Annotated in this window: 18 protein-coding genes; 6 read left to right on the forward strand and 12 right to left on the reverse strand. The window is 65.7% G+C overall.

Translation table 11 applies throughout. The features are described 5' to 3' along the window. The first annotated feature begins 186 nt into the window (after positions 1–186). Both HV766_RS28840 and HV766_RS28845 read left to right on the forward strand, forming a co-directional pair. On the forward strand, positions 187–906 hold the full coding sequence (locus HV766_RS28840) for a YggS family pyridoxal phosphate-dependent enzyme (protein WP_119450194.1): 720 nt from the start codon (positions 187–189) through the stop codon (positions 904–906). A gap of 129 nt (positions 907–1035) precedes the next feature. After that, the gene (locus HV766_RS28845) at positions 1036–2004 is read left to right on the forward strand and encodes a Bug family tripartite tricarboxylate transporter substrate binding protein (RefSeq protein ID WP_175182289.1); all 969 of its coding nucleotides are present in this window, start codon (positions 1036–1038) and stop codon (positions 2002–2004) included. A gap of 102 nt (positions 2005–2106) precedes the next feature. On the opposite strand, the gene HV766_RS28850 is transcribed toward HV766_RS28845, so the two are convergent. Together HV766_RS28850 and HV766_RS28855 are read right to left on the reverse strand one after the other, a co-directional pair. Then, positions 2107–6066 carry a DUF3683 domain-containing protein gene (locus HV766_RS28850; RefSeq protein WP_119450193.1) on the reverse strand — a complete coding sequence of 1320 codons (3960 nt, stop codon included), beginning with the start codon at positions 6064–6066 and terminating at the stop codon, positions 2107–2109. Between the two features lie 133 nt (positions 6067–6199). Beyond that, positions 6200–6736: a YqaA family protein gene (locus HV766_RS28855; RefSeq protein ID WP_054457751.1), complete on the reverse strand. Its 537-nt coding sequence runs from the start codon at positions 6734–6736 to the stop codon at positions 6200–6202. 73 nt (positions 6737–6809) lie between these two features. Here HV766_RS28855 and ilvA point away from each other — a divergent pair, with 73 nt between their 5' ends. Next, the gene (ilvA, locus tag HV766_RS28860) at positions 6810–8318 is read left to right on the forward strand and encodes a threonine ammonia-lyase, biosynthetic (RefSeq protein WP_054457791.1); all 1509 of its coding nucleotides are present in this window, start codon (positions 6810–6812) and stop codon (positions 8316–8318) included. Between the two features lie 172 nt (positions 8319–8490). Here ilvA and HV766_RS28865 read toward each other — a convergent pair whose 3' ends face one another. Next, a complete protein-coding gene (locus tag HV766_RS28865; RefSeq protein WP_054457752.1) occupies positions 8491–9603 on the reverse strand; it encodes a porin in 1113 nt (370 codons plus the stop codon). Between the two features lie 433 nt (positions 9604–10036). Continuing rightward, complete coding sequence (locus HV766_RS28870) at positions 10037–10420, reverse strand: DUF4148 domain-containing protein (protein ID WP_054457753.1); 384 nt, start codon at positions 10418–10420, stop codon at positions 10037–10039. A 383-nt stretch (positions 10421–10803) separates the two neighbouring features. Here HV766_RS28870 and HV766_RS28875 point away from each other — a divergent pair, with 383 nt between their 5' ends. Beyond that, positions 10804–11694 carry a LysR family transcriptional regulator gene (locus HV766_RS28875; protein ID WP_013396712.1) on the forward strand — a complete coding sequence of 297 codons (891 nt, stop codon included), beginning with the start codon at positions 10804–10806 and terminating at the stop codon, positions 11692–11694. Between the two features lie 18 nt (positions 11695–11712). Here the strand turns inward: HV766_RS28875 and HV766_RS28880 are convergent, their stop codons facing one another. The 8 genes from HV766_RS28880 to purT form a co-directional block, all read right to left on the reverse strand. Continuing rightward, positions 11713–12267: an adenine phosphoribosyltransferase gene (locus tag HV766_RS28880; protein ID WP_054457754.1), complete on the reverse strand. Its 555-nt coding sequence runs from the start codon at positions 12265–12267 to the stop codon at positions 11713–11715. 54 nt (positions 12268–12321) lie between these two features. After that, positions 12322–14025 (reverse strand): thiol reductant ABC exporter subunit CydC, encoded by a 1704-nt coding sequence (gene cydC, locus HV766_RS28885; RefSeq protein WP_119450192.1) that lies wholly within the window; start codon positions 14023–14025, stop codon positions 12322–12324. Then, the gene (gene cydD / locus HV766_RS28890; protein ID WP_175182290.1) at positions 14022–15800 is read right to left on the reverse strand and encodes a thiol reductant ABC exporter subunit CydD; all 1779 of its coding nucleotides are present in this window, start codon (positions 15798–15800) and stop codon (positions 14022–14024) included. Before cydD ends, cydC begins: the two co-directional genes overlap by 4 nt. Further along, positions 15797–15922 (reverse strand): cytochrome bd-I oxidase subunit CydX, encoded by a 126-nt coding sequence (cydX, locus tag HV766_RS28895; RefSeq protein ID WP_054457757.1) that lies wholly within the window; start codon positions 15920–15922, stop codon positions 15797–15799. The genes cydD and cydX overlap by 4 nt, the downstream gene beginning before the upstream one ends. A gap of 16 nt (positions 15923–15938) precedes the next feature. Further along, positions 15939–17093, reverse strand: coding sequence for a cytochrome d ubiquinol oxidase subunit II (gene cydB / locus HV766_RS28900; RefSeq protein WP_054457758.1), 1155 nt, complete (start codon positions 17091–17093; stop codon positions 15939–15941). Between the two features lie 13 nt (positions 17094–17106). Continuing rightward, positions 17107–18681: a cytochrome ubiquinol oxidase subunit I gene (locus HV766_RS28905; protein WP_119450190.1), complete on the reverse strand. Its 1575-nt coding sequence runs from the start codon at positions 18679–18681 to the stop codon at positions 17107–17109. Positions 18682–18808: 127 nt separating this feature from the next. Next, positions 18809–19354 (reverse strand): GbsR/MarR family transcriptional regulator, encoded by a 546-nt coding sequence (locus HV766_RS28910; RefSeq protein WP_059378283.1) that lies wholly within the window; start codon positions 19352–19354, stop codon positions 18809–18811. A gap of 265 nt (positions 19355–19619) precedes the next feature. Next, positions 19620–20837: a formate-dependent phosphoribosylglycinamide formyltransferase gene (gene purT, locus HV766_RS28915; RefSeq protein WP_054457792.1), complete on the reverse strand. Its 1218-nt coding sequence runs from the start codon at positions 20835–20837 to the stop codon at positions 19620–19622. Between the two features lie 103 nt (positions 20838–20940). Here purT and HV766_RS28920 point away from each other — a divergent pair, with 103 nt between their 5' ends. Together HV766_RS28920 and HV766_RS28925 are read left to right on the forward strand one after the other, a co-directional pair. Then, positions 20941–21930, forward strand: a complete 990-nt coding sequence (locus tag HV766_RS28920; protein ID WP_054457761.1) for a KpsF/GutQ family sugar-phosphate isomerase — start codon at positions 20941–20943, stop codon at positions 21928–21930. After that, entirely contained in the window at positions 21927–22535 is a 609-nt protein-coding gene (locus HV766_RS28925) for a KdsC family phosphatase (RefSeq protein WP_082401242.1), read from the forward strand. Before HV766_RS28920 ends, HV766_RS28925 begins: the two co-directional genes overlap by 4 nt. The last annotated feature ends 20 nt before the right edge of the window (positions 22536–22555 follow it).

Here is a 22555-nt window from a genome sequence, read left to right on the forward strand (position 1 = left end):
GTAGGTTGGATACCGTGTCGCCCGCTGGGGCGGCGCCGGATGGCATAGAACATTGAAATATAAACAAATATCTTCAAATTCTAAGCCTGCCGATCAGACAGGGTCAACGACGCGCACGGGCGCTGTGGCGAAACGATCGGGCGCAGTCCTACACTATGGGACATCCCGTTCCTACCAGAGAGCTGAATGACCGCCGTAGACACCATGGCCGGGCGCCTTGCCCAGATCCAGCAACGCATCGCCGACGCCTGCGCGCGCGCCGGCCGCAGCCCGGACAGCGTGACGCTGCTGCCCGTCAGCAAGACCTTCGGCGTGGACGCCATCCGCGAGGGCATGGCGCTGGGGCTGACCCGCTACGGCGAAAACAAGACGCAGGAAATCCGCCAGAAAGCCGCGGCGCTGGACGGCCTGGGCCTGCAATGGGTGCTGATCGGCCATCTGCAGACCAATAAGGCCCGCGACGCGGCGCGCGACGCGGCCGAAGTCCAGTCGCTGGACCGGGTGGAGCTGGCCGAAGCCCTGCACCGCCGCCTGGCCAACGAAGGCCGGACCCTGGACGTGCTGGTGCAGGTCAAGACTTCGTCCGAGCCCACCAAGTACGGCATGGCCCCCGCCGACGTGCCCGCCTTCTTGCGCCGCATCACCGCCGACTTCCCGACGCTACGCGTGCAAGGCCTGATGACGCTGGCCGTGAATTCGCCGGATCCCGCCGAGGTGCGCGCCTGCTTCCGCACCCTGCGCGAGCTGCGCGACCGCCTGCGGCAGGAAAACCTGCCAGGCGTATCGCTGGACCGCCTCTCGATGGGCATGAGCGGAGACTTCGAGCTGGCGATCGAGGAAGGCTCGACCGAGGTGCGTATCGGCTCGGCGATCTTCGGTGCCCGCAGCTATCCCGATCCGCAATAAGCCGCTGAAAGCAGGGCACAAAACATCTGCCGATTGCCGGGGACGCAAGGCATAATAACGGCGCATAACAGGCCCCCCGCATACCCTGCGGCGGCGGCCCATACTCAATTCCGCACTTGGAGACACCCCATGCATAAGCACGCGAAGCGCCTGTTGGCGCTGGCCGCCCTGTCCCTGGCCGCCGGCGCGGCCTCGGCCCAATCCTGGCCCACCCAGCCGATCCGCTGGATCGTGCCCTACCCGGCCGGCGGCGGCACCGACGTCGTGGCGCGCACGGTGGCAAGCGGCCTGGAAAAGCCGCTGGGCCAGACCATCGTGGTCGAAAACCGCCCCGGCGCCGCCACCATCATCGGCGCCACCGCCATCGCCCAGGCCGAGGCCAACGGCTACATGGTCGGCACGGCCGACTCGGGCACGCTGGCCTTCAACCCGTCGCTGTACGCCAAGCTGTCCTACGATCCGTCCAAGTTCACCTACATCGGCGGCATCGCCAAGTTCCCGCTGCTGCTGGCCGTGAACGTCAATTCGCCGTTCAAGACCGTGGACGACGTGATCCAGGCCGCCAAGAAAGAGCCGGGCAAGCTGTCGGCGGCGTCCGCCGGCGCGGGTTCGCCGCATCACCTGGCGCAGGAACTCTTCAAGCAGCGTACCAACGCCAACGTGCTGCACGTGCCCTACAAGGGCGCAGCGCCCGCCGTGCAGGATCTGCTGGGCGGACAGGTGGACCTGATGTTCATCGACCTGGCCTCGGGCTTGCCCAACGTCAAGGCCGGCAAGCTGCGCGTGTTGGCCGCGGCCACTCCGGAACGCGTCGCCGCGCTGCCGGACGTGCCCACCATGGCCGAACAAGGCGTGCCCAACTTCACCGCCTATGCCTGGCAAGGCCTGGTCGGCCCGGCCGGCCTGCCGGAGCCCGTCGTCAAGAAGCTGGCCGCCGACCTGGAAGCCACGCTGAAGTCGCCCGCCGTATCGCAGAAGATCCTGGACATGGGCGTCATCCCGATGCCGATGTCCTCGCAGGAGTTCAAGGCCTACGCCGAACAGGAACGCAGCGCCTGGGCGGACGTGATCAAGAAGGCCGGCATCAAGCTGGAGTAAACCTCCGGCTCACTGCCACAGCTAAAAAAAAAAACCGCGGCCAGCAATGGCCGCGGTTTTTTCTTGCGCGTATCTTGCGCGTATCTTGCGCGGACTGCCGGCCTAGACCAGCACCCGCTCGATGCCGCCCGCGTTGGCGCGGCGCACGTACTCTTCCATCCAGCCTTCGCCCAGGATATGGCGCGCCATCTCGACCACGATGTAGTCCGCGTCCATGCCGGTGTCGCCTTCATAGCGCGACAGACCCTGCAGGCACGACGGGCAGGAGGTCAGCACCTTCACGTCGCCGGTGAAACCGTCGCTGCGCAAAGCGGCATCGCCCTTGAGCAGCTCTTCCTGCTTGCGGAAGCGCACCTGCGTGGAGATGTCCGGACGGCTCACGGCCAGCGTGCCCGATTCGCCGCAGCAGCGGTCGCTCTTGACGGCGTCGTCGCCAACCAGGGCGCGCACGGTCTTCATGGGTTCCTGCAGCTTCATGGGCGTGTGGCAGGGGTCGTGGTACATGTAGCGCACGCCCTTGGCCCCTTCCAGCTTGATGCCCTTTTCCAGCAGGTACTCGTGGATGTCGATCAGGCGGCAGCCCGGGAAGATCTTGTCGAACTCGTAGCCCGCCAACTGGTCGTAGCAAGTGCCGCAGCTGACCACCACCGTCTTGATGTCCAGGTAGTTCAGCGTGTTGGCAACGCGGTGGAACAGCACCCGGTTGTCGGTGATGATCTGCTCGGCCTTGTCCGTCATGCCGTTGCCGCGCTGGGGATAGCCGCAGCACAGGTAGCCCGGCGGCAGCACGGTCTGCACGCCCGCGTGCCACAGCATGGCCTGCGTGGCCAGGCCCACCTGCGAGAACAGGCGTTCGGAGCCGCAGCCCGGGAAGTAGAACACCGCTTCCGTGTCGGCCGTGGTGGCCTTGGGATCGCGGATGATGGGCACGTAGTTCGCGTCTTCGATGTCCAGCAGCTTGCGCGCCGCCTGCTTGGGCAGCCCGCCGGGCATCTTCTTGTTCACGAAGTGGACCACCTGCTCGCGCAGCGGCGGCTTGCCCACCGTGGCCGGAGGCGCGGCGGTCTGCTTCTTCACCAGGCCCGACAGCAGGTCATGCGCGGCGCGCTGGACCTTGTAGCCCACGCCCACCATCGCCTTGCGGGTGGCGTTGATGGTCGCCGGATCCTTGGCGTTCAGGAAGAACATGGCGCTGGCCGTGCCCGGATTGAACGACTTGCGGCCCATGCGGCGCAGCACGGCGCGCATGTTCATCGACACGTCGCCGAAGTCGATGTCGACCGGACAGGGGTTGTAGCACTTGTGGCAGACCGTGCAATGGTCGGCCACGTCCTCGAACTCTTCCCAGTGCTTGAGGCTGACGCCGCGCCGAGTCTGCTCTTCGTACAGGAAGGCTTCCACCAGCAGCGAGGTGGCCAGGATCTTGTTGCGCGGCGAATACAGCAGGTTGGCGCGCGGCACGTGAGTGGCGCACACCGGCTTGCACTTGCCGCAGCGCAGGCAGTCCTTGATGGATTCGGAGATGGCGCCGATGTCGCTTTGCTGCATGATCAGCGACTCATGGCCCATCAGGTTGAAGCTGGGCGTCCAGGCGTGGCGCAGGTCCGCGCCCGGCATCAGCTTGCCGGCGTTGAAGTGGCCGTTGGGATCGACGCGGCGCTTGTAGTCCTGGAACGGGGCCAGTTCGGCCTCGGTCAGGAATTCATACTTGGTCAGGCCGATACCGTGCTCGCCCGAGATCACGCCGTCCAGGTCGCGGGCGATCTGCATGATGCGCTCGACGGCCTGGTGGGCCTCCTGCAGCATGCCGTAGTCGTCCGAGTTGACCGGAATATTGGTGTGCACGTTGCCGTCGCCGGCGTGCATGTGCAGCGCCACGAACACGCGGCTCTTCAACACGCGGCCATGGATGGCGATCATCTCGTCGATGATCTTCTTGTAGGCTGCGCCCGAGAACGTGCGCTGCAGGCCCGCCAGCACTTCCGTCTTCCAGGACAGGCGGATGGTGCGATCCTGCACCACGTCGAAGACGCGCGCGCCGGGCTGCGCCGCGAGGCGGTCCGACAAGGCGGGTTGCAATTCACCCAGGCCCAGGCCGTGCAGCTCGGGCAGCGCCTGCAGGAGCGGCAGGTCCAGGTTGTCCAGCAGCCACTGCCAGCGCTGCCGGACGGCGGCCACCAGTTCCAGCGCCTGGCGCGTGCGCTCGGCCAGCATTTCGGCGCGGGTCGTCTCGACGTCCGTGTCGTCGATCTTGCCGACCGGCAACGGCGTGCACAGATAGGCGTCCAGCTCGCCCAGCAGCTTGAGCTTGTTGCTGGTCGAGAGTTCGATGTTGATGCGTTCGATGTGATCGGTGTACTCGCCCATGCGCGGCAGCGGGATCACCACGTCTTCGTTGATCTTGAAGGCGTTGGTGTGGCGCGCGATGGCGGCGGTGCGCGAACGGTCCAGCCAGAACTTCTTGCGCGCTTCGGGGCTGACGGCCACAAAGCCTTCGCCGTGGCGCGTGTTGGCCAGGCGCACGACTTCGCTGGATGCCGCGGCCACGGCGTCTTCGTCGTCGCCGACGATGTCGCCGATCAGGACCATCTTGGGCAGCACGCCGCGCTTGCTCTTGGTGGCGTAGCCCACCGCGCGCAGATAGCGTTCGTCCAGGTGCTCAAGACCTGCCAGGATGGCGCCGCGGGCGCGGCCTTCGCCGTCCAGGTAGCCCTTGACCTCGACGATCGACGGGATCGCGTCGCGCGCCTGGCCGAAGAACTCCATACAGACGGTGCGCGTGTAGCGCGGCATGCGGTGCAGCACCCAGCGCGCCGACGTGATCAGGCCGTCGCAGCCTTCCTTCTGGATGCCGGGCAGGCCAGCCAGGAACTTGTCGGTGACGTCCTTGCCCAGGCCTTCCTTGCGGAACACGCGGCCCTGGATTTCCAGGGTTTCGGTCTTCAGCAGGCGCTCGCCCGGCTTGCCGCGGCCGTCGAACCACTTGAGCTCGAAGCGCGCCACGTCCACGTCATGGATCTTGCCCATGTTGTGGTCGAGGCGGCTGACTTCCAGCCAGTTGCCGTTCGGGTCGACCATGCGCCACCAGGCCAGGTTGTCCAGCGCGGTGCCCCACAGCACGGCCTTCTTGCCGCCCGCGTTCATGGCGATGTTGCCGCCCACGCAGGAAGCCTCGGCCGAGGTCGGGTCGACGGCGAACACGAAGCCCGCGGCCTCGGCGGCCTCGGAAACGCGCTTGGTCACCACACCGGCGCCGGCATGGATGACCGCCACGGGCTCGGTCAGCCCGGGCAGCAGACAGGACTCGACCTTGCCCAGCTTGTCGAACTTTTCGGTGTTGATCACCGCCGACTTCCAGGTCAGCGGAATGGCGCCGCCGGTATAACCGGTGCCGCCGCCTCGCGGGATGATGGTCAGCCCCAGTTCAATACAGGCTGTGACCAGCGCGGCGATCTCGTCTTCCGAGTCCGGCGTCAGCACCACGAAGGGGTATTCCACGCGCCAGTCGGTGGCGTCGGTCACGTGCGAGACGCGCGACAGGCCGTCGAACTTGATGTTGTCGCGGGCGGTGATGCGGCCCAGCACCTTCTGCGCCTGCTTGCGCATCATGGCGGTCTGGTCGAATTCGCCCTCGAATGCGGCGATGGCGGAGCGCGCCCGCGCCAGCAGTCCGACGACCTTCTCGTCGCGGTGCGGATCATGGCCGGCCTCGGCGGGCACGTCCGGTTCGCGGCGACGGTCGATTTCGCCCAGGCGGTGATGCAGGGCTTCGATGAGCTGCTTGCGGCGCTTGGGGTTGTCGAGCAGGTCGTCCTGCAGATAGGGGTTGCGGCGCACCACCCAGATGTCGCCCAGCACCTCGTACAGCATGCGCGCGGAACGGCCGGTGCGGCGTTCGCCGCGCAGGTCGCTCAGCAGGCTCCAGGCGTCGTCGCCCAGCAAGCGGCCGACAATCTCGCGGTCGGAAAACGACGTGTAGTTGTACGGGATTTCGCGCAAGCGCGCGGGTGCTGCGGGCGGCATCGCCCCGTTCAAGATGTGGCTAGCGAGTGGGGCGTTCATGGCTGCAAGAAGGGGGCCCTTAAAAAATTATTTTATGCCATAGGCCGAGTCTGGCCCCTAATACCCCTAGGGAAGCGCTCGAAACTCGGAAATGAGAGGGGCGGTGCGTCCCCAATTAAGTGCAATCCTGGCGCTAGATCTGCCCGGGGAAAAACCACAGCAGTCCGGCCGTCATGACCAGATAGCGCAGGAATTTGCCGATGGCCATGTAGACCACGCAAGGCCAGAACGACAGCCGCAGCCACCCTGCCACGGCGCACAGCGGATCGCCCACCGCGGGCAGCCAGGACAGCAGCAGCGCCGGCGGCCCCATGCGGTGGATCCAGTCATGGGCCCGCTCGTTCCAGCGTCCGCGCATGCGTCCGCCTTCGGTCGCGTCAGGATGCGGATGGGGGTGGTGTTCCTTCCAGCGCTGCACGGCGCGCTCGGCGCCCAGGCCCATGGCATAGCTGATGGCGCCGCCCACGGTATTGCCCGCGGTCGCCACCAGGATGGCCGGCCAGAACATGTCCGGCGCCAGCTTGATGTAGCCGAACACGGCGGGTTCCGAACCCAAGGGCAGCAGGGTCGCGGACACCAGCGAGACCGTGAAGATCGCGGACAGGCCGACCGAGGGCAGCGACAGCACCCCCAGCATCCAATGCACAGCGGATAACAGACTTTCTTCCATAGTGGGGCGAGTGTAGCCGCGCGCGGGTGCATAATCTGCCCCACCTTCCTACTTCTTGCCCCGCCCGCTGTCCATGTCCACTGACTATCTGAAACGCATCCTGACCTCCAAGGTTTACGACGTGGCGGTCGAATCGCCGCTGGAGACGGCGCCGCTGCTGTCGCAGCGGATCTCGAACACGGTGCTGCTCAAGCGCGAAGATACCCAGGCGGTGTTCAGCTTCAAGCTGCGCGGGGCCTACAACAAGATGGCCAACCTGAGCCCGGCCGCGCGCAACCGCGGCGTCATCGCGGCCTCGGCGGGCAACCACGCCCAGGGTGTGGCGCTGGCCGCCAGCCGGCTGGGCTGCCGCGCCGTCATCGTCATGCCCACCACCAGCCCGCAAGTGAAGATCGACGCGGTGCGCCGCCTGGGCGGCGAAGTCGTGCTGGCCGGCGAGAGCTTTTCCGACGCCTACGCGCACGCGCAGATCCTGGAAAAGAAAGAGAAGCTGACCTTCGTCCACCCCTTCGACGACCCTGACGTGATCGCCGGCCAGGGCACCGTGGGCATGGAGATCCTGCGCCAGCATCCCGGCCCGATCGACGCCATCTTCGTGGCCATCGGCGGCGGCGGGCTGATCGCGGGCGTGGCCGCCTACATCAAGCAGCTGCGTCCGGAAATCAAGATCATCGGCGTGCAGACGGAAGATTCCGACGCCATGCTGCGCAGCGTGCGCGCGGGCCGCCGCGTGCAGTTGAACGATGTGGGGCTGTTCTCGGACGGCACGGCAGTCAAGATGGTGGGCGCGGAGACCTTCAAGCTCACGCGCCAGTATGTGGACGACTTCGTGGTGGTCAACACCGATGCGATCTGCGCGGCCATCAAGGACGTGTTCCAGGACACGCGCAGCGTGCTGGAGCCGGCTGGCGCGATGGCGGTCGCGGGCGCCAAGCAGTACGCGGCCGAACACAATCTGAAGGGCAAGACGCTGGTGGCGATCGCCTGCGGCGCCAACATGAATTTTGACCGGCTGCGCTTCGTATCCGAACGCGCCGAGGTCGGCGAAATGCGCGAAGCCGTGTTCGCCGTCACCATGCCGGAGCAGCGCGGCAGCTTCCGCCGTTTCTGTGAACTGGTGGGCGAGCGCAGCGTGACCGAGTTCAACTACCGCATCTCCGACGCGGACCGCGCACACGTCTTCGTCGGCATCCAGGTGTCCTCGGCGTCCGAACCCGACAAGATCGCCGCAAACTTCCGCCGCCACGGCTTTGACACGCTGGACCTGACCCACGACGAAATGGCCAAGACCCACCTGCGCCACATGGTGGGCGGGCGCTCGGCGTTGGCGCGCAACGAACTGCTGTACCGCTTTGAATTCCCGGAACGCCCGGGCGCGCTGATGCGTTTTCTGAACGCCATGAATCCGGACTGGAACATCAGCCTGTTCCATTACCGCAACCAGGGCGCGGATTATGGCCGCATCCTGATCGGCATCCAGGTGCCGCCCGCCGACAAGAAACAGTTCCGCAGCTTCGTCGCGGAACTGGGCTATCCCCACTGGAACGAGACCGACAATCCGGCCTACAAGCTGTTCCTCTAAATCCACGCCCTTCACGCGGGCGCATAAAAAACGAGAGGGCCTCCTTGCGGAGGCCCTTCCCTTCCCTGCTCTACAAACGTCCGGCGGCAACCAGTGGGGGGGTTCGCTGTCACTCGGCGGCCCACGGAGATGAGCCGCGCATTCAGCAAGGTCTTGCCGGACGTCCTAGCGCTTAGAAACGGTGACGCACACCCACGGCGACTGCCGTGTCGGTCGCATCGCGCTGGAACGCGTAGTTGTCGCCGTAGGAGGCGTACGCGTACAGGTTGGTGCGCTTGGTGAAGTCGTAGGTGTAGCCCAAGCTGTAGACGTTGAACGTTGCGTCGTCGCCCGTCAGCTTGTCGTTGCTGGCGGTCGCGCGCTGCCACGAACCGAAGACCGCGTGGCGGCCCAGCGGCACGGTCGCGCCGATCATGTACGAATTGGCGCGGAAGCCGTCGGCCAGCTTGAACGTGCCCAGGTTCTGCATGCCAGCGGGCGTGGTGCCCATGTTCTGGCCGACGAACCAGCCGTCGCGGGTCTGGCCGAATGCCGCCGCAACCTTCACGACTTCGAAGTCGTACGAACCGCCCAGGATGTATTCCTGGATGCGGGCTTCGGACTTGCCGCCGGTCTGGCCGTTGGACGGATTGAAGCGGTCATACGCAGCAGCCAGGTTCAACGGGCCGTTGACGTATTGCACGCCCGCGGTCAGCACGCGGTTGTTGTTGCCAGTCTGGAAGCCGGTCTGCGAGGTGTCGCTGACGGCGTCATCGGCGCTGAAGGAGTAACCCACGCCCACCTTGAAGCCGCCCATGCTGGGGGTCTGGTACAGGACCATGTTGTCCAGGCGCATCGTGTTGGCGCTACCGAACGTGGTACCCATGTTGGCGGTGTTGTAGCTGATCGAGAACGGGTCGATCGAACCGAAGTACTTGGAAGCCAGGTTGGTCTGGCGGCCGAATTCCAGGCGGCCCCAGGTATCGCTGTCCAGGCCCACGGTGGCCTGGCGGCCCCACAGGCGACCGTTCTGCAGCGACTTGCCGTTCATGGGGCCGAAGCCGCCTTCCAGCGTGAACACCGCGCGCAGGCCGTCGCCCAGATCTTCGGTACCGCGCAGGCCAAAACGCGAGCCGCTGCTCACGCCCTGCACGCCGCCGAAACGGCTTTGCGAATTGCCGTCGAACTTGACCTTCTCGTAGCCGATACCGGCGTCGATCAAGCCGTACAGCGTCACGGAGTCTGCGGCTTGCGCAACGCCGGCAAAACCAGCCAGCAGCGCGACAGCCAATAGCGTCTTCTTCATATAAGTCCCCAAAATGGCGAGATGAAAGGCAAACCGCAAACCCACCGCGCACAGAGCTGGGAGTCTGCGTGCCGCTGCGAACAAGTTAGCGGCGCATGCACTGAAGCCAGTGTCCAGCCTGCGCCAATTCGAAGTAACCCGGATTTCGAAGAACTACTTTCCATGGTTGGGATAATCACGGCCCTCTTACTAGCTACCCTCTTTGGAAACCTGCGTTAACGTGTTGATATCAAATGCGAATTAAGGCTCGCAAAAAATCAAACAAGCCTCAGACATTCTCCTGCCGCGCCTGACCGGCCAACAAGACTTGTTGGCTGATTCGCACAATTCTGATGCGCAAACGCGACACTATTTGGCAAGCGCGGCCGTGCGCACCGCGCAGAAAAAAGCCCCTCGGCGTCCGTAGGGGCTTTTTCCTTGGTAGCGGGGCGACTTAACGGCCTTGGGGCGGATAGTCCAGTTCACCGAAGCTGTACTCGCCGCGCGCCTTGGCTTCAGCCAGTTCCTGGCGCACTTGTTCGCGGCTCTTGCCCGCGGTTTGCGACACGGCGGCCTTGGGCGGGTAGTCCAGTTCAGCAGAAGTCACCTGGCCAGCGGCCTTGGCGCTTTGCAGTTCCTGCTGGACTTGTTCACGCGACAGGCTGGTGCGCTCGACGGTGGCGGGCGGGTAGTCCAGTTCACCAAACGTGACCTGGCCGGCGGCCTTGGCGGCTTGCAGTTCCTGCTGGACCTGTTCACGCGTCTTGCCATCGGCGTGAGCGGCGGACATACCCACCAACGTTGCGGTAACCATGAGTGCGGTAGCTAGGGCTTTCATTGAGATGACTCCATCCTAAACCTTGCACATCGTCTTCTGCCAGGCTGGCAGGTGCGATATGACAATTTGATTGCTGGGACGAAGTATCTGGCGATTGCAGCCTAGTAAAAACCCTTATTTTGGGGAACATATTTGCACAGATGGGACAATTACGGGATGTTATCGCCAGAATCTGCGCATTTTCTGCACAGTTCCCCATACCATCCAGCGACGGCAAGACTTGCCAGCATTCAGCGGGAAGCAAGCTAGGTAAGAGAACATATGCAGCTGATCGGGTGGATGCGCCGTTCAGCGTGGGGAAATAGACATTTCTACTGGCGGGACAATTATTCCATTTATCATATGAATCCACCCAGAAATGGAATTAAATCGTGAGAGCCCCCATGGATATCCAGCTTAACGACATCGCTCTGTTTGTCGAAGTCGCCAAGCGCAAGAACTTCAGCCACGCGGCCGAAGCCTTGAATATTCCCACGTCCACGCTCTCGCGCCGCGTCAGCGAACTGGAGCGCAGCATCGGCATGCGGCTGCTCAACCGCAGCACGCGCAAGATCGACCTGACCGAGGCCGGCGCCATCTACTTCGAACGCTGCCGTCATATCGTGGAAGAAGCGCGCATTGCGCACGATCAGTTGCTGGACATGGCGGTGCAACCCAAGGGACGCCTGCGCATCTCGCTGCCCACCAGCCTGGCGCAGCTGTTCCTGCCCGCCGTCATCAGCGAATTCCGCGAGCAGCATCCGGATATCGAATGCGACTTCGATCTGAGCATGCGCCCGATCGACCCCATCAGCAATCCGTTCGACCTGATCCTGCGCTTTGGCCAGCAGCCGGACTCCAGCCTGATCTCGCGCAAGATCGTGCTGATGGCCCATCAGCTATATGCCTCTCCCGAGTACCTGGCCCGCCACGGCGAGCCTCGGGTGCCCGCGGATCTCAGCCATCACGAATGTCTGCGCCCCACCATGCGCGAGGAGTCATCCTTCTGGATGCTGCATTCGGGCGACAAGGTGGAACGCGTACAAGTGTCGGGACGCCTGTCGGCCAACAACGTCGGCATGCTCGGACGGCTGGCCGGACAAGGCCTGGGCATCACGCCGCTGCTGGTCTTTGACGCGATGGAACGCGCAATCAAGCAAGCGGGCCTGGTGCGGGTGCTGCCGGAGTGGAGCCTGACGCCCCTGCCGCTCTTCGCGCTGCTGCCTTCGCGCATGCTGCCGGCGAAGACCAAGGCTTTCCTGGATTTCATACAACCCAGGTTGTCGGACGCTTGAGCGGCGGTTGTTGATGAGTTACGCGGGCGTGTCGGCGCTGTACTGACAGACGGTGTAGAGCGGCGTGCCGGTGGCGGCGACCTTGGCGGAACCGCCCAGGTCGGGCAGATCGATGATGGCGGCCGCCTCGACCACGTTGGCGCCCAGGCGCTGCAGCAGCTTGATGGCGGCCAGCATGGTGCCGCCGGTGGCGATCAGGTCGTCCACCAGCAGGACGCGCTGGCCGGTGCGCACGGAGTCCGTGTGCATTTCAACCGACGCGTTGCCGTACTCGAGCGAGTACTCCTCGGCCACGGTGCGGAACGGCAGCTTGCCCTTCTTGCGCACCGGCACAAAGCCCAGATTGAGTTCGTAAGCCAGCACGCTGCCCACGATGAAGCCGCGCGCATCCACGCCAGCCACCAGGTCCAGGCGCTGGCGCATATAGCGATAGACGAAGAGATCGATAAGCACCCGGAACGCGCGCGGATCCTGCAGCACGGGCGTGATGTCGCGAAAAATGACACCGGGTTGGGGCCAGTCTGGAACGCTGCGGATGGTGCGCCGGATGTACTCGGCGTTGTCGGTCTGCATGGAAGACGGCCCTGAAGAATTGAAGCAAGGCGAACTATAACCTCGCAACAGCGCTTAAGCCAGGGTTGCCGTCCGCGATGACAATTCACATTGCTGTAGCCGGCCGCCCTGCAGTGCGTAGCGGCGATCGACCGCCCCTGCGGGCAACGCAGCGTGGGTGGCCAGCACCACGGCGCGTCCCCGCAAGGCGCCCGCCAGATCGCTGAAGAATGCCGCTTCGGCCTCGACGTCCAGACCGGCAGTGGGTTCGTCCAGCACGATGACCGCAGCTGGCGACAACAGCGCACGCGCCAGGCACAAGCGGCGCGCCTGTCCCGCCGACAGCTGCGACCCAGTCTCCCCCGCCCAGGTGTCCAGGCCATCGGGCAGGCCACGCACGAAGTCGCCCAGCCGCGCAGCGTCCAGCGCGCGCCACAAGGCGGCGTCGTCCGCCTCGGGATCGCCGATGAGCAGATTGGTGCGCAGGGTTCCCAGGAACACGGGAGCGTCCTGCGACAGCAGCGCGATGCGCCGGTGCCAATCCGCCTGCGTACAGGCGCGCGCGTCGCAGCCGCCGAAACGCACCTGTCCCGCCTGCGGGTCTTCCAGACGAAGGAGCAGGTGCAACAGTGTCGACTTGCCCGCGCCGCTGGGTCCCACGATGGCGATCCGTTCGCCAGGCGCCACGCGCAGGCTTACGCCGGCCAGCACGGGCGGACTCGCGGCCGCTCCCCGGGCGGGATAGGCAAAGCGCACGCCGTCCAGCTCCAGCGCGCCGCTCTCGGGCAAGGCCCGGGGCGTCGTCGGATCCTGCATGTCCGGCTCGCTTTGCGTGACTTCACGGATGCGTCCGGCCGCCGAGATGGCCGAGCCCATGCGCGATGCGCCTCGCATGATCGGGCCGGCCACTTCGAAAATGCCGATGACCGCCAGCAACAATCCGGCCAGCGTGGGACCTTCCATGCGCCCCATCTCCAGCGTGTCCAGGCCGAACCAGAGCAAGGCCAGCACCGATGCGCCGGCGGCGGCCTGCAGGAAAAACTGTCCCCGCGCAGCCACCCGCGCCTGGCTGCGGCGGGCGAGCGCACTGGCGTCGCACAGACGTTCGAAATGCGCGGCCGTCTGCGCCTGCGCGTGCAAGGCCACCATGTCGGCATGCCCATCCACCGCGTCCAGCGTCGCGGCGCGCAGTCCCGCCGCGCTCTCCTGGGCCGCCGCGCCAGGTTTGCGCGCGGCGCGCAGCAGCCACAAGGGCACCAGCACGCATGCGACCAGCAAGGCCAGGGCCAGCGCCAGTGCGGCGGCGGGCACCCACGATCCCAACACCGCGGTCAACACCGCTCCCGCCAGGATGGCGGTGATCAAGGGCGCCAGCACAAACAGGAAGACCGTATCGAGCGCGTCGACGTCGCCCGTCATGCGCGCCACCAGATCGCCGTCGCGATAGCGCGCCAATTGCCGCGGCGTAAGCCGGATCAAGGCCGAGAACACTTTGGCGCGCAGGTCCGCCAGCAGGCGCAGCGTGGCGGAATGGCCCACTACGCGGTCGGCGTAACGCGCCACGATGCGCAGGAACGACAAACCCCGCACCAGCGCCGAAGGCGCAAACAGATTGAACGCGCCGCCCGCCCCCGCCAGCGCCGCGCCGGTCAGGAACCAGCCCGACACGCCCAGCAGGCCCACGCCGGCCGCCACGGTGGCCAGCGCGCAGAACAATGCGAGTAAAAGCCCGCTTTTACGGCGCACATAGAGCGGCAGGAGCAACAACAGATTCTTCATGCGTCTTCCACTTTTCCGCCAACCACCTGCAACGTCCTGCCCAGCCGGGCCGCCACCGCGGGCGCGTGCGTTGCCAGCAACAAGGTGCGGCCGGCGGAGAATTCCAGGATCGCGTCCAGCACGCGCGCCTGCGTGCCTTCGTCCAGATGCGCCGTGGGTTCGTCCAGCAGGATCAAGCCCGGATCGCGCAGGAATAGACGCGCCAGCGCGACGCGCTGCGCCTGGCCGCCGGACAGGCCGTGCCCGCGGCCGCCCAGTTGCGTCGCCAGCCCTTGCGGCAGGGCCTCGGCGAACTCCAGCACGCAGGCGCGGCGCGCGGCCGTCTGCACTTCGGCATCGGAAGCCTCCGGACGCCCCAGGCGAATGTTGTCGGCGATGGATCCCGTCAGCAGCTGCGGCTTCTGCCCAATCAGCGCCACGCGCTGGCGCAGTGCCGCCTCGCCCCAATCCGGCAAGGGCACGCCGTCGATGCGGATATCGCCTTGAAACGGCCGCAGGCGCGCAATCGCCTCGATCAGGGAGGATTTGCCGATGCCGCTGGGCCCCATCAGCGCGGCATGCTCGCCGGGCGCCAAGGTCAGGCCAGCGTCCGCCAGTACCGCCTGGCTGCGGCCTGGCGCGTCAAGGTTCAAACCCGCGATGGCCAGGGCGGCGCCGGCGCCGCGGCTTGCGGAAACGCGTCCCGGGCCTGCGGCGGCCTTGCGTGCGCCAGGCGCTCCATCGGTTGCAGCATCGCCAGCCTGCGGCAAGCCATCGAACAGCAGGGAGATCTGCGAAACTGCCGCAAGCGCGGCCGCGCGATCGTGATAGTGCGCCGCGAACTGGCGCAACGGTGCATAGACCTCCGGCGCCATCAGCAGACAGAAGAGCCCTGCCTGCAGAGTGAGCGGCGACCAGCGCAGATCCAGGAATCCCAGATAGGTCAATCCGATGTAGACCGCCACCCCGGCCACGCCCAGCGCCGCGAAGAACTCCAGCACCGCCGATGAAAGAAACGCGATGCGCAGCACCGACATCGTGCGTTGGCGCAGCGCGTCGCTGGCCGCCACGACGGACTCGGCTTCAGCCTCGGCGCGGCCATAGAGCTTCAGGGTGGACAGACCGCGCAGCCGATCGGCAAAGAAGCCCGACAAGCGCGCAAAGGCGCGCAGGTGCCGGCGGCTTGCGCCCTGGGCGCCCCAGCCCACCAGGGCCATGAACAAGGGAATCAACGGCGCCGTGATCAGCAGGACCAGTCCGGCAATCACGTCCATCGGCAGCAGCACCACCGAAAAAGCGACCGGCAGCATGGCGGCCGCGGCCATGGCGGGCAGGTACTTGGCAAAGAACCCGTCCAGGGCCTCGACCTGGTCCACCACTGCGCTCGCCAGTTCTCCCGACGCCTGCCCCCGGCTCCAGTACGGCCCCTTCTGCACCAAACGCCGGAAAAGCGACAGCCTCACGTGGCGCTTGATGCGCTCGGCCGCATCCGCGCCCGCGCGCTCGCCCGCCCAGGTGATGCAGGCGCGCACCAGCATGAGCCCTGCGATAGCCAGGATGTCGCCCAGCAGCTCCTGCCGGGGCGCCTGCCTGACGATGGCCGCGTCGAGCACGCTGGCCAGCAACCAGGCCTGCACCACCAGCAAGGCGCCGCTGACCAGAGGCGCGGCGCCCGCCAGCATCAGCGGCAGCCTGGCCGTCTTGGCGAGCGCCATCAACCACCGCGACTGTTCGCGCGGCGGTTTGTTCAGGGTGGCCGAGGGATCGTGCTCGAGGCTGCTGGCGCCGCCGCTCACTCGTCTTCGCGGCTGGCGCGCGGATCATGGGTATGACCCTCGCGCAGCTCGAACCACATTGCATTGAGGATGGCGAAGGCGCACGCCAGGCCCAGACCGAGTATCCACGAGAAATACCACATGGTGGAGGCTCCTTTATCAGTATGAGTTGGGCGTGTCGCCGACCGACTCATGGGTGACCTTGCCGCGCATGACGCGGTAGACCCAGGCGGTGTAGACGGTCACGATGGGCAGGAAGATGGCGACCGCGATCACCATGATCCATAGCGTCAAGTGGCTGGAGGATCCGTCCCAAATGGTCAGGCCGGCCTGCGGCTTGGTCGACGAGGGCATGATGAACGGGAAGAGCGAAAAGCCCACCGTCAGGATCACGCCAGCGATCGACACCGACGACGCCAGGAACGCCAGCACGTTGGCGCGCACGCTAAGCAGCAGCGCCACCAGGACGGCGCCGCCCACGCCCAGCGCGGGCGCGATCCACATCAGCGGCCATTTCGCGTAGTTGGCCATCCAGGCGCCGTTTTGCACCGTCACGGCCTTGAGCATCGGGTCCGACGGACCGGCCATGTCCACCGCGCTGGTGATCACGTGGCCAGGCAAGCCGCTTGCCACCCAGAAGCCGCCCGCTGCGAACAGCGCCGCGGTCAGCAAGGCGCACAGCCTGCCCCAGTTGCGGGCGCGCGACGAGATCGGGTCTTCCGTGCGCCAGGCCAGCAACACGGCGCCGTGCATGGCCAGCATCACCACGCTGAGCACGCCGGCCAACAACGCGAACGGCATGAACAACTGGTAGAAGTGGCCTTCATAGATCGGACGCAAGGTCACCGGATCGAACGTGAACGGCACGCCCAGGATGATGTTGCCCATGGCCACGCCGAACACCAGCGAGGCCACCACGCCCGAGAAACAGAGCACGCCGTCCCAGCGGTTGCGCCAGCTGGTGCCTTCCATCTTGCTGCGGTACTTGAAGCCGACCGGCCGCAGGATCAGCGCGATCAGCACCAGCATCATCGCCAGATAGAACCCGGAGAACGACGCGGCGTACAGCAAGGGCCATGCCGCGAAAATGGCGCCGCCCGCGGTGATGAGCCAGACCTGGTTGCCTTCCCAGACCGGTCCCACCACGTTGATCACCACCCGGCGCTCGGCGTCGGTCTTGGCTACCACCGGCAGCAGCGCGGCCACGCCCAGGTCAAAGCCGTCCATGACGGCGAAGCCGATGAGCAACGCGCCCAGCAGCACCCACCAGACCACGCGCAGCGTGCCGTAGTCGAAAGGAATAAGAGTATCCATCGCTGTCTCTCCTTCAGGCCCGCACGGCAGCGTGCACAGGATCGGCGGCGGCAGCGCCGGGCGCCGGCCCATCGGATTTCGGTCCCTTCCTCACGGCGTGCAGCATCACCTTCACGCCGATGATCAGCAGCACCGTGTACAGCACCAGGAATATCGTCAGGCTGATCGCCAGGTCGACGATAGTCAGGCCGGAAGCCGCGTAGTAGGTCGGCAGCACGCCTTCGATCACCCAGGGCTGGCGGCCGTATTCGGCAACGAACCAACCGCTTTCGATGGCGACCCAGGGCAGCGGCAGGCTCCACAACGCCACCTTGAGCAGACCGCGCCGGCTGTCCAGCCGCCCGCGCGAGGCCAGCCAGAAGGCCACGCCGAAGAACAGGATCAGGTACATGCCCACCGCTACCATGATGCGGAACGCCCAGAACAGCGGCGCCACGTTGGGCACGGTATCGACGGCGGCCTTTTTGATGTCGTCTTCGGTGACCTTGCTCATGTCGGGCTGATAGCGCTTGACCAGCAGCGCATAGCCCAGGTCGGGCCAGGTCTTGTCAAACACCATGCGCGCGTCCACGTCCTTGGGATTGGCGCGGATCTTCTGCAAGGCGTCATAGGCCACCATGCCATCGCGGATGCGGTTTTCGGCGCGGCGGATCAGGTCGTCGATGCCCAGCAGCGGCGTGGTGAGCGAACGCGTGCCGATGATGCCCATGACGTAGGGAATCTCGATGGCGAAGTCGTTCTTGCGCTCGGCCTGGTTGGGGATGGCGATCAGGTTGAAGGACGCGGGGGCCGGCTCGGTGTGCCACATGGACTCGATGGCCGCGATCTTCATCTTCTGGTGTTCGGTGGTGAGGTAGCCACTTTCGTCTCCCAGCACCACGACCGACAGCGCCGAGGCCAGACCGAAGCTGGCGGCGACCGCCATCGAGCGCTTGGCCAGGTCGATGTGGCGGCCCTTCAGGAGGTACCAGGCGCTGATCGACATGACGAACATGGCGCCCGCGACGTAGCCTGCGCTGACCGTGTGCACGAACTTGGCCTGCGCCACGGGATTGAAGATCACCGCGGCGAAGTCGGTCATCTCCATGCGCATGGTGTCGGGATTGAAGATCGAACCGACCGGATTCTGCATCCAGCCGTTGGCGATCAGGATCCACAGCGCCGAAAAATTGGTGCCGAACGCCACCAGCCAGGTCACGATCAGGTGGCTGACCTTGGACATGCGGTTCCAGCCGAAGAAGAACAGGCCGACGAAGGTCGCTTCCAGGAAGAAGGCCATCAGCCCTTCGAGCGCCAGCGGCGCGCCGAAGATGTCGCCTACGTAATGGCTGTAGTAGGACCAGTTCATGCCGAACTGGAACTCCATCACGACGCCGGTGGCGACGCCCAATGCGAAGTTGATGCCGAAGAGCGTGCCCCAGAACATCGTCATCCGCTTCCAGATGGCGCGGCCGGTCATGACGTACACGCTTTCCATGATGGCCAGGATGAACGACAGGCCTAGCGTGAGGGGGACGAAGAGGAAGTGGTAGAGCGCGGTCGCGGCAAACTGGAATCGCGACAGATTTACGACGTCGAGATCAATCATTGGGTCGCTCCCAAGCAGTTGAGGTGCCGCGGCAACCGGCATGGTTCCCAGGCCGTCTCTCGCGCCATGTTACGGGCGTTGCATACAACTTCATAGAGGTTTCCTGAAAAATCGGGGCGGATCAGGCTTAGCCCTTGCCCCGCAATTTGCCGGCGAAACCCAGCACCTTCTGCACTTTCGAACCGAGCTTCATCAGGTTCTGCAGGGTTTCTGGCGGCAGTCGTTGAACCTCATCGAACCATCCGGTGGACAGTTCGATGAGCTCCAGCATGTCGTTCATGCGTTGTTGCGCGTATGCCTCATCCGGACCCGACGGGGGTTCCAGCAAGGTGTCCCGCAGCAGGGTCAGCGTGGGATCGATTTCGCGCTTGCGCTTTTCTTCCATCAGGATGCGGAAGATCTCCCAGACGTCCTTGGGAGTTTCGAAGTAGTCGCGGCGGTCGCCGACCTGATGCATGAGCTTGACCAGCCGCCAGGACTGCAGCTCCTTCAGCCCCAGGCTGACGTTGGAGCGCGAGAAGCCGAGGGTTTCGGCAATGTCATCGGCATTCAGCGGCTTGGGCGACAGGAACAGGAGGGCGTAGATCTGGCCGACCGTGCGGTTCACGCCCCACCGGCTGCCCATTTCGCCGAAATGCAGGACGAATCGTTCGTTTTGGGGAGACAGGGCCATGGGTTGCGCTACGCCGGCAAGGCCAGGACGCGTCGCCCTGGCCGATAAAAACAGTTACACCGATTTCATAAAATTCTGGAATTTCCGAAATTATCAAACAATCCATGCGAAAGCGCAAACCACACCGGCGGCAGGGGGATGATCGCAAGACATGATGTCGCGGCAGTGACAGACGGCTTCCGCGGGTTTGGCAAAAGCCGCGGACAAGCGCAAGCGGCCACCAGCCGGTGAGCTGGTGGCCGCTGGAAAAGGGGAAAAAGAAGCGTTAGCCGGCCTTGACGGACACCGCCGCCGACACCCGCTTGGCCTTGGCGCGAGCCGCCGCCACGTCCTCGGCCACGGCCAGGCCCACGCCCATGCGGCGCTTGACGAAGGATTCAGGCTTGCCGAAGAGACGGAGGTCGGTGCCGGGTTCGGCCAGCGCTTCGGCCACGTTGTGGAACGAGACCGCCGCGGCCTCGACCCCGCCGTAGATGACGCTGCTGGCGCCGGGCTGCCGCAGGCTGGTATCCACCGGCAGTCCCAGGAACGCCCGGGCGTGGAGTTCGAATTCGTTCTGGACCTGGGTGATCATGGTGACCATGCCGGTGTCGTGGGGACGCGGGCTGACTTCCGAGAACCAGACCTGGTCGCCGGCCACGAACAGCTCCACGCCGAAGATGCCCAGGCCTCCCAGGTTGGAGGTGACCGCCAGTGCGATGTCCCGCGAACGTTGCAGCGCGGCGGGAGACATCGGGTGCGGCTGCCAGCTTTCCACGTAATCGCCGTCGACCTGCTTGTGGCCGATGGGTTCGCAGTAGCGGGTCTCGACCTGGCCGTCGGCGCCGCGGGCGCGCACGGTCAGCAGGGTGATTTCGTAGTCGAAGCGGATGAAGCCCTCGACAATGGCGCGCCCGCCGCCCACCCGGCCGCCCTCCTGGGCGTAGCGCCAGGCGGATTCGACGTCGTCAGCGCTCTTGATGACGGATTGGCCCTTGCCCGAGGAGGACATGACCGGCTTGATGACGCAGGGATAGCCGATGCCGCCGTCGATGGCCGCGCGCAGTTCTTCTTCGGTGTCGACAAATCGGTACGGCGAGGTCGGCAGCCCCAGGGTTTCAGCCGCCAGCCGGCGGATGCCCTCGCGGTTCATGGTCAGCTGGGCCGCGCGCGCGGTCGGCGTCACCCGGGCCACGCCCGCCTCTTCCAGCTCCACCAGCAAATTGGTGGCAATGGCTTCGATTTCGGGGACAATAACGTGGGGCCGTTCCTGTTCGATGACCTTGCGCAGGGCCTGCGGGTCCGTCATCGAGACCACATGCGCCCGGTGCGCCACCTGGTGGCCCGGGGCGTCGGCATACCGATCCACGGCAATGACTTCCACGCCCAGCCGCTGCAGGGCAATGATGACCTCTTTGCCCAATTCGCCGGACCCGAGCAGCATGACGCGGGTGGCCAAGGGGGACAAAGGCGTGCCAAGGACGGGGCTGGAAATGCTGGACATGGAGCGGGCCTGGAAAAAAGTTGGAAAGCCGTTGAAATGACCCGCCAGCATGCCATACGCCCTTTCCGGGGGCAAACCCGCATACTGATATTAAAATCCACGTATGACTGACCATCCCACAACATCGTCCGAGACCGCGCTGGCATCTGCGCGCAGAACGCTGCAGATCGAATGCCAGGGCCTGATGGACCTGTCCGCCCGGCTGGACGACAGCTTCACGCAGACCGTCGCGATGCTGCTGGCCTGCCGCGGCCGGGTGGTCGTCAGCGGCATCGGCAAGACCGGCCACGTGGCCCGCAAGATCGCGGCGACCCTCGCCTCGACCGGCACGCCGGCCTTTTTCGTGCACGCCGCCGAGGCCGTCCACGGCGATCTGGGCATGATCACCCAGGATGACGTCCTCATCGCGATTTCCTATTCCGGCTCCGGTCAGGAACTGCTGACGATCCTGCCTGTCGCCCGCCGCATGGGCGCCAAGCTGGTCGCCATCACCGGCAATCCGCAGTCCGAACTGGCCCGGCTGGCCGACATCCACCTGGACGCCAGCGTGGCGCAGGAAGCCTGCCCGCTGAATCTGGCGCCCACGGCCAGCACCACCGCTGCGCTGGCCCTGGGCGATGCCCTGGCCGTCGCCTGCCTGGAGGCCCGCGGCTTCGGCCCGCAGGATTTCGCCCGTTCGCACCCGGGCGGCGCGCTCGGCCGCCGCCTGCTGACCCATGTGCGCGACGTCATGCGCCAGGGCGACGCCCTGCCCATCGTAATGGCCGGCACCCCGGTATCCCAGGCGCTGGAAGTCATGTCCGCCAAGGGCATGGGCATGACCGTCGTAACCGACGCGCAGCGTCGCCCCCTAGGCATCTTCACCGACGGCGACCTGCGCCGCCTGATCGCCCGGCAGGGCGACATCCGCAGCCTGACCGTCGAATCCGGCATGACGCGCTCGCCCCGCAGCATCACTCCCGACGCGCTGGCCGTCGAGGCGGCCCAGCAAATGGACAAACTACGGCTCAACCACATGCTCGTGCTGGACAGCGACGGCGTTCTGCTCGGCGCCCTGCACATGCATGATCTGATGGCCGCCAAAGTGGTATGAATATGACTCTTTCTGTACCCGTGACGCATCCGGCCGAAGCGCTGGTCCTGGCCCGCATCCCCGCCGGCGTGCGCGAACGCGCCGCCGCAGTGCGCCTGATGGTGTTCGACGTGGACGGCGTGCTGACCGACGGCAGCCTCTATTACGGCGACAACGGCGAACTCCAGAAGCGCTTCAACGCGCTGGACGGCCACGGACTGCGCCTGCTGATGGAAGGCGGCCTGAAGGTTGCGCTGATGACCGGGCGCTCCGGCCCCATCGTGGCGCGCCGCGCCGCCGAGCTGGGTATCGCCGAGGTCATCCAGGGCGTACGGGACAAAGGCGGCGCCCTGGCCGAACTTGCGCAGCGCAGCGGTGTCCAACTGAACCAGACCGGCTACATGGGCGATGACGTCATCGACCTGCCGGCCCTGCAGCGCGCCGGCTTCGCCGCCAGCGTGCCGAACGCGCCGGGCTACGTCAGCCAGGCCGCCCACTGGGTCTCCACGCACACCGGCGGCAACGGCGCCGTGCGCGAATGCTGCGACCTGCTGCTGGCGGCCCAGGGACGCCTGGGCGCCTTCCTGGCGGCGCCTGGCCTGCTTGGCCCGGGCGCCATCCAATGACCGCCAGGACAACCCATACG

Origin of the sequence: Achromobacter aegrifaciens (genome assembly GCF_902859735.1) — a bacterium.
Classification (GTDB): domain Bacteria; phylum Pseudomonadota; class Gammaproteobacteria; order Burkholderiales; family Burkholderiaceae_B; genus Achromobacter; species Achromobacter aegrifaciens.